Origin of the sequence: Bradyrhizobium cenepequi, assembly GCF_020329485.1 — a bacterium.
GTDB classification, from domain to species: Bacteria; Pseudomonadota; Alphaproteobacteria; order Rhizobiales; family Xanthobacteraceae; genus Bradyrhizobium; species Bradyrhizobium cenepequi.
The window spans coordinates 1-7,259 of record NZ_JAGKJI010000104.1 but is presented as its reverse complement, the minus strand read 5'-3'; the positions used below and the strand labels follow the sequence as shown (position 1 = coordinate 7,259).

The window sequence follows — 7,259 nt, the reverse complement described above, 5'->3', positions numbered from 1 at the left end:
GGATTGGCCTTCGACGCGCTGATCGCCGACAAGGCGTTCGACAGCAACGCCATCATCGCCGAACTCGATGCGCGCGGCGCCAAGGTCGTCATCTCCCAGCATCCGCGCCGCGCCAAGCCTCTCACCATCGACGAGGAGATGTACAAATGGCGGCATCTCATCGAGAACTTCTTCGGCAAGCTCAAGGAGTTCAAACGCATCGCCATGCGCGCCGAAAAGACCGATCAAAGCTTCGCCTCCATGATCCATCTGGTCGCGGCCGTGATAAACTCCCGATGAATCCCAACAGACCCTAGTGTAGACCGTACTGTGATGCAACGCACACTATCGAGGCTTCAGCGAGGCCGCACCTAGCTTCGTTGGACGTCTGGCAGGCGAGGCAGTATGATTGACGCCGAAATCGTCCGCGTTACGTAGGCCATCCAAGCCTGACACGCGGCCCGGCTCGATTACTCTCCCGATCTGTGCCCATGTGATCTTGTTAACGTGCGATGCTGTCGAAGGCCGCGTTTCATTCTCGTTTGCGCCCTCATTGGTCACTTCTCGGATTTCAGCCCCAATTCGACCAGCCAGTGAGTGGCGTTCATGACTCATGTCTTTCTTCCGCGCCGATCCACTCGCACATCCTGAAACTCTTCCGGTCCTTTGAGGAGGCGTCGCTTGCGGCTGGCCCGAGCGTGCTGATTGACTGTGGCATCAGCCATCTCGTCTATCGTTTCACCGGCCATTGTGCGGGCGCGCTGTTTCTGCCCTTCGTTCCCGGAACGGCGCTCCGTCTTCGCCGTCAGTCCTAGCTCGACCAAGCGCCGGACGGCTTCTGGTAGCGTCGGCCTGTCAGCCTGGTTCTCAGCCCACTTTACGATAGAGGCTCGCAACAACGGCGGTGCCCGAAACCCCATCATGGGATCTCGAATAGTAGATGGGCGAGTGCGTTTTTGTGATTTAGTCCTTATCGACATGTGCGAACATAAGTCTGGCCTAAAAGCAAGCCAAGGGAAAGCGCGAAGTTCGGCGCTGGTGCAAAGGCTTACGCTGACCGAGCACGAATCTCGTGTTCCAATTGGGCCCGTTCCGATTGCGAGCCTTCTCGAGCGGACCCAACCCGTGTTCCAGCTCTTGAGGGTCCCTCCGCGGACATCGCGCTCAAAGCCGGCCGTCTCGTGAGAGGGGCCTACGTGCTCGGTAGAGCGTAAACCGCGCCGCAGGAGCGATGAAATGACACATGGGCCCTAAGCGCGATTTCGCCAAGGCCGAAAACATTCTCTTGCGGTGCGACTGCAATGTAACTATGCCTTGAGCATTCGAGTTTTCGGCCGAACGACTTGGCCTTGCCGCGAACAGCGCGCCTGACTGACGACCCTCCTCCCAGATCTCGAGTTAACCGATCGCGTTTGGCGCGATCTCAAATACACACAATCGAAGGACGATCTCCCATGGCGACGGGAACAGTGAAGTGGTTCAACAACCAAAAGGGTTTCGGCTTTATTCAGCCAGATCAGGGCGGCCAGGATGTCTTCGTTCATATCAGCGCGGTTGAACGTGCAGGCATGAGCACTCTCAATGAGGGGCAGAAGGTTTCCTTCGAGGTCGTCGCAGACCGCCGGACCGGCAAATCTGCTGCGGAAAATCTGCGCGCTGAATAAACTTCCGCGCTCGCCGCCAACGCTTTGACCACGGATGTACCGGCAAAGCTTCTGGTAGAGAACCCCGCCGTTTGGTGTGCCAGCAGCGGGGTTCTTTTTTCGAGCACTGGGGGTGCCCGCCGAACGATTTGAGCCAGCCTTTGAGCCATCCTTTGCATACGCCCGACAAGAAGCCATTGGGACTTTTTGATATGTCGAAGATCGACGTCGATAAACAGCATGATGATATCGTCAGTGCAAAAAGAAGCCTTGTGTTCTCGAAGAATGTGCATACCTTATCATCATTCGATTAGCCGTGTGCCTTGTTGTTGGTCCAGGCTGGGCCCTTTTCCAGAGACATCGTCGGATTGCACTTTGGGAATCGGGTGACTCCACGCGAACTGCGCGTTTGCGTTTCGGGGAAATGTTATGGCTACAGGTACAGGGGCATAGCGCGATCGAGCGGGCCGGAATTCGTGGACTCGCCCAGGGTCAGCGGATGAACTTCTAGGTCAGGAACGACCGGAAGCGTGGCAAGTCCAGCGCCGAGAACCTCTTGCCCTCGCATAAGCAGCTTTCGTCACTCCACGGATGTACTGAAATGGCTGTGCGGCCCCCGCGATACGGGATTGAGCGGGCTTTTGCGTGAGGGGCAATCTGTCCCTTGAACTTGGATCGTAGTCGAGCGGGATCTACTGCGAAGGAATCGTTGCCGCGCTTCAGCACGATCTTTAGCCAATCTGGCCCTGCAACTCTGAAGGAGCACAACTTTGCAGGTAATCGTGCGCGATAACAATGTCGACCAAGCGCTTCGCGTTCTCAAGAAGAAAATGCAGCGCGAGGGCGTGTTCAGGGAACGAAGCGCCGTCGTTCTTACGAAAAGCCCTCGGAAAAAAAGACCAGAGAGAAATCTGACGCCGTCCGCCGTGCCCGTAAACTTGCTCGGAAACAGGCCATCCGCGACGGACTCATCGCTGCGCCGCCTAAAAAGGAAAAAGTCCTGATCAAGCGTGCGCAAATGCTGCCCGCCACTACTCGTGGCACACGAGAGACCTAACAAGGCGCGGGAGGCGGATCGTCGTCCGCGCGGTATTTGCAACACTCCGGTAACGCCGCCTTGTGAGGCAAGAAGCTATGATAACGGGGAGCCGAGGAAGCGCGTTCGGATGCTAAAGATCAGGAACAGGCCATGAAATTAAACGAAGCACAGATTACCAAAACCCTGTCTCAGTTTCCAGCGCAGGTGCTTGCTGAGGATCATCCAGCAGTTGCACAATTTCGCGAATTGTTCGGTCAGCATACTTTCTTTCTCGACCCCACGGGGTTGCATGTCTTGGAGTTGCTCGAAGTTCCTGGGATGGAGGCTGAGGAAGGAGAGCTAATAAGTCTCGCAGATTGGAGCGACGCGAGCTTTACAAAGTTGAGAACACATCAGCCCGAACCCACCGGCGTTGTGGTTCGCTTGAAAGAAGTTCAACACTGAGAGGGCTCTAAGGGCAAATTCCGCGTTCGCGATCGGCTCCGCCCGGTTACCGACGTCTGGTCACCGCCTCTCATGTTTGTTCCTATTTCGGCGTCAGCGTTTCAACGCTAGGCAGCATTAGTTGTGGAACGCGCCTCGGCGAGCATCCAAAACGGAAAGGTACCTGAACGGGAGATATGGGTTGGCGGGTGGGCGTTCACCGCAGACAGGGAGCTACCGTGAAAGATAGCTCCCTGTTTGCGAATAGTGCGTCGATCGATTTGTGGCTAGATAGCAACCTCAACCATAATCGACGGGCGAACCCGATCAACGCGAGCAGTGCAATTGTATCTTTTTCACTTCACGGGGAATTGGCTCTTGTATTGCATGGGATAAACGCGCAGCCCCGACCCGTTACCACGCGGTTTCGCGGGAGTCTTCGGTGATGGGAACGCCGGTTGGGCTCCCCAATCCTCAGAATGAATGGAGCCGCCCATGCATCGCAATCTAAATATTTTCAAGGATACTTTGTTTTGGGGTACAATGATGATTGGCGTCTTGCCAGTTGTCTTGGGTGGAGCGCTTCTCGTGGCTGCACCGAGAACGCAGGGTTGAGGCAATGGCCCGCGGCCGGGCCGCGAGTACCCCTTGGCCGGCTTACCTTCCTCGCCGCTTGGCGCAAGGAAAGTGCTGCTCCATGAAGAGGCTCGGCAATTTCGCATGCAGGCGACAATGCCGAGCGCCTGGCCGCGAGCGACGCGGATTGAACGGTTGAACAACGAGAACACGTTCCCTGAGCAGCGCCGCACAGTTTCTGCAGTGACTATTTCGCAGCCGCTCCATGCGACGGCGGCCTCATCGCTAGGAACTGGCGTTCAGCCGGAACGTTTGGCACCGATAGTGCGATTTTATTGCGAGGCGCTGCCCGCCCTCGCCCGAGGATATCAAGATGAGACATCGAACCGTCGAACGTCGAGAAACGACCGTAGCCGAGCGCGAGGCCCGCAACGCATTCCGAGCGGAAGAGCCGAAGAACACTATGACCGATTATGCCAAAGCCGAAAAAGCGTTCCACGAAAATCGCGAGCGGCTCAAATCGGAACGGCTGGCGCGGGAGTCCGGAGTGCCCGTCCAGCCTTCAAGAAAAGTTCGCTCCGAGAAGTCCGCCAGGTGACGCCGCGAGATCTCCCGGCGGGACAAACGAAGCACGCGATTGTTCGCGAGTGGGACCTCTGGACAAAGACGCAGCCTCTTGAGGGAAAGGCGACCGCGCGCGACGCGCGAAAGTTCTTTCTCGAGCTCAAAGCCAAGCGCTTTCCCACGCTGCTGGACTTTCGGTCGGGCTCCGCCGACAAATGGCAGGTTGTCCACGGCTGGCTAATAGAAGAGCGGGGCGTCTCGGACTAAAGGCATTTCGGAGCTATCTTCGATCGCGGTGTGGCACAACTGTTCGTGAGGATCGCGAGCGGCCTCGCATTCGTGTGAGATATGCGGCTTCGAATGAGGATTTCTACGCCAACCGAAACGGGAGGAGGTCACCAACTGAGACCTACAGTGCATCGTCTCTTTATGCGTAGCCTGTGGCGGAGCGGCTGCCCGTCCGACCATCGACACCGTCTTTAGGTTTCGAACCCTAAGTTCGCTCGACGAGCCCGGTCGGGAGGCCGCGCGGGCGAGATTTGTGCTCTTCAGCCGAGTGGACTAACTGCGGAACGACGCCCCGGGAAAGCTGTGAACTTGGTTATCTTCTAGAGGAAGTCGCGTGCCCGAGTCGGCAATCAATAACGACCACCATCGCGCTTCTGTTGCGTGAGCCATTCCGATAAGGTCTTCGGTGTTGATGCTGAAGTCCTGCGATTTAATCGGCTCGGCGTCGCTTTGAGATTGTTCCGGATGTCTTTCTCCGGGCTTTTTCGCGGAAGTTCCGCTGAGCCCGTCTCCATGACTGCCCTTGAAGCAAGGGTTATTTTCTCGGCAGCCTCCTTTTCGAGACGCAGTTTTTTCAAGCGCGCCATCTTGTCGTGCTCTGCTCCTGCGTCAGCGCCGTGGGATAAAAGCGTCCTTTGGTGAGCTATTTCGGCCGAGCCCAAGAGCCCGATGATTGCTTTTTCGCCAAGAGCCTTGCAGGCTTCCAGCCGGTGCAGTCCCTCGACGAGAACGAATCGGTCTTCGTCACGCCGAACGACAATGGGAGCTTGTTGCCCGATTTCCAGAATACTTTCCGCAATTGATTCAACGAGCTCAGGTCTAAGAGCTTTTTTTCTTTTCACGGGAACGTAAATCTTGTCGATTGGGAAGCTTTCCGGTTTGGGCATAGCTTGTACTCTGTAGTGACTGAGCCCCATCCAAATCAACCCGCGCCAGGGGCAGGAGTTTAGGGATGAAGCGCTCTAGCGCCAAGGCATTCTGTACGAGCGGTCAGGAAGGTCATATACTCCTTCCGTTAGCTTACCGCGACGGGCGGCGGTAGCACTCGTTCCGACCACTCCATTTTTGGCGGGCGATGGGCTGTCTTTGATGTTCTTCGCAAGATGAGCCCCCTGCGTCAGATCGAGACGGCCGAACTCCTCATCGATGCAAACAATTTTTTGGTCAGCGATGCGTCAGCCATATTGGCCGGCACTCCCCAGGCCCAGCTGATCACGCCACAGACGCCCAAACGGTTGAAGGGCATGACGGCCGAAGCTATTTGCCCGCAAGGAACGCGAACTCTCATGCTTGCAGGAAGCGATATCTTCGATCCAGGACTCGTGAGGCCAAGATCACCTCCTGTGTGTACCGAAAACCTTATCCGTGTTGATGACGTATTGGAATCGCCTAAGCTGGCGGAATGATCGCGCTGTTCTGTTTCGCTCTGGCCGTCCTCGCCTCGCCCTTCAAGTCGAAGTTGCAGCTTGAAGCGGAGAACGCGGTGCTGCGACATCAGTTGATTGTCTTGCGGCGCAGGCTGCATGGTCGCGCCCGATTCACGAACCAGGATCGCTGGTTTCTGATCCAGCTGTATCGCTGGTTTCCGTCAATCCTGTCGGTCCTCACCATCATCCAGCCCGAGACGCTCGTGCGTTGGCACAAAGCCGGCTTTCGCGGCTACTGGCGGTGGAAGTCGCGATCTCTAGGAGGCCGACCGCAGATCGACACCGGGCTGCGCATGTTGATTCGGCGGATCAGCGTCGACGATCCGCTTTGGGGTGCGCCGCGCATTCGCGGCGAGCTGCTCAAGCTCGGGTTTGAGGTCGGGCAGTCGAGCGTCGCCAAATACATGGTCAAGCGGCACGGGCTGCCAAGCCAGGAATGGCGAACCTTCCTGCGCAACCACATGCCGGACATCGCCGCCATGGACCTCTTCGTGGTTCCAACGATCGGGTTCGAGCTGCTCTATGGCTTCGTCATCCTCCGGGTCGATCGCAGAGAGCTCGTCTGGATCAACGTCACAACAAATCCGACACCTGAATGGATTGCACGCCAGCTGACCGAGGCTTTTCCTTGGGATGAGGCTCCGCGCTACCTCATCCGCGGTCGGGATCGGATCTATGGCACCGTCGTCACACGTAAACTGCGGGCCATGGGCATCCGGGACAAGCCTACTGCACCAGGCTCTCCCTGGCAGAACGGCTTTGCCGAACGGTTGATCGGATCGATTCGCCGCGAGTGCTTGGATCACATCATCGTTTTTGGTGAGACACATCTACGCCAGATTTTACGAACTTACGCACGCTATTACGATGACATCAGAACCCATCGGTCGTTGGACAAAGATGCGCCGGTCTCTCGCCCGGTTCAGTGGACCGGAAGCATCAAATCGTTCCCCATCCTCGGCGGACCCCATCACCATTATGCGCGGGTTTAGGTTTTCGGTACCTACACCTATAAAATCATCCCCAAGCATCGTACGGAACTCAGAGCCACTCAAGACGTTTTCTTCTCAAATTAATGTCCCCGCCAGTCGGCGATGCACGATTTTGATCATGGCAAGACAATTAAGGAATCCGCGTGCAGCGTCTTCTCCTCGGCCGCCTCCTCTTTGCGCTGGTCACCCTTGCTTTCGCCGGTGGTGCGATATTTCTCGTGCCGCGCACATTCAGTACCGAGCCAGGTATGACGATTGCCTTCGCGGCCTTTGCGACATTCGTGCTCGTCGCGCTCGCTATCGTCGCGCGGCAGTTGCCGGAGGAAAT

General features: G+C 56.9%; 8 protein-coding genes and 1 pseudogene. 7 read left to right on the top strand and 2 right to left on the bottom strand.

The genetic code is table 11. From position 1 onward, the window contains the following. From J6497_RS39895 to J6497_RS41835, 5 genes and pseudogenes are all read left to right on the top strand, one after another. Positions 1-279: transposase (locus J6497_RS39895; RefSeq protein WP_225705104.1), on the top strand; the 279-nt coding region annotated here is incomplete at its 5' end. A 1,154-nt stretch (positions 280-1,433) separates the two neighbouring features. Beyond that, positions 1,434-1,643, top strand: a complete 210-nt coding sequence (locus J6497_RS39890) for a cold-shock protein (RefSeq protein ID WP_225706969.1) — start codon at positions 1,434-1,436, stop codon at positions 1,641-1,643. A 749-nt stretch (positions 1,644-2,392) separates the two neighbouring features. Continuing rightward, positions 2,393-2,679 (top strand): annotated as a pseudogene (gene rpsU, locus J6497_RS39885) (30S ribosomal protein S21). Positions 2,680-2,811: 132 nt separating this feature from the next. Continuing rightward, positions 2,812-3,105, top strand: coding sequence for a hypothetical protein (locus J6497_RS39880; RefSeq protein WP_225709624.1), 294 nt, complete (start codon positions 2,812-2,814; stop codon positions 3,103-3,105). 1,018 nt (positions 3,106-4,123) lie between these two features. Next, the gene (locus J6497_RS41835; RefSeq protein WP_312010458.1) at positions 4,124-4,258 is read left to right on the top strand and encodes a hypothetical protein; all 135 of its coding nucleotides are present in this window, start codon (positions 4,124-4,126) and stop codon (positions 4,256-4,258) included. Positions 4,259-4,862: 604 nt separating this feature from the next. Here J6497_RS41835 and J6497_RS39870 read toward each other — a convergent pair. Continuing rightward, on the bottom strand, positions 4,863-5,399 hold the full coding sequence (locus J6497_RS39870; RefSeq protein WP_225709622.1) for a ParB N-terminal domain-containing protein: 537 nt from the start codon (positions 5,397-5,399) through the stop codon (positions 4,863-4,865). 216 nt (positions 5,400-5,615) lie between these two features. Between J6497_RS39870 and J6497_RS39865 the strand changes: the two genes are divergently transcribed. Together J6497_RS39865 and J6497_RS39860 are read left to right on the top strand one after the other, a co-directional pair. Beyond that, entirely contained in the window at positions 5,616-5,918 is a 303-nt protein-coding gene (locus tag J6497_RS39865) for a plasmid partitioning protein RepB C-terminal domain-containing protein (RefSeq protein WP_249793972.1), read from the top strand. Continuing rightward, the gene (locus tag J6497_RS39860; RefSeq protein WP_225709621.1) at positions 5,915-6,931 is read left to right on the top strand and encodes an integrase core domain-containing protein; all 1,017 of its coding nucleotides are present in this window, start codon (positions 5,915-5,917) and stop codon (positions 6,929-6,931) included. Before J6497_RS39865 ends, J6497_RS39860 begins: the two co-directional genes overlap by 4 nt. 116 nt (positions 6,932-7,047) lie before the next feature. Here the strand turns inward: J6497_RS39860 and J6497_RS39855 are convergent. Beyond that, the coding region (locus tag J6497_RS39855; protein ID WP_225704798.1) for a hypothetical protein at positions 7,048-7,259 on the bottom strand (212 nt) is incomplete at its 5' end.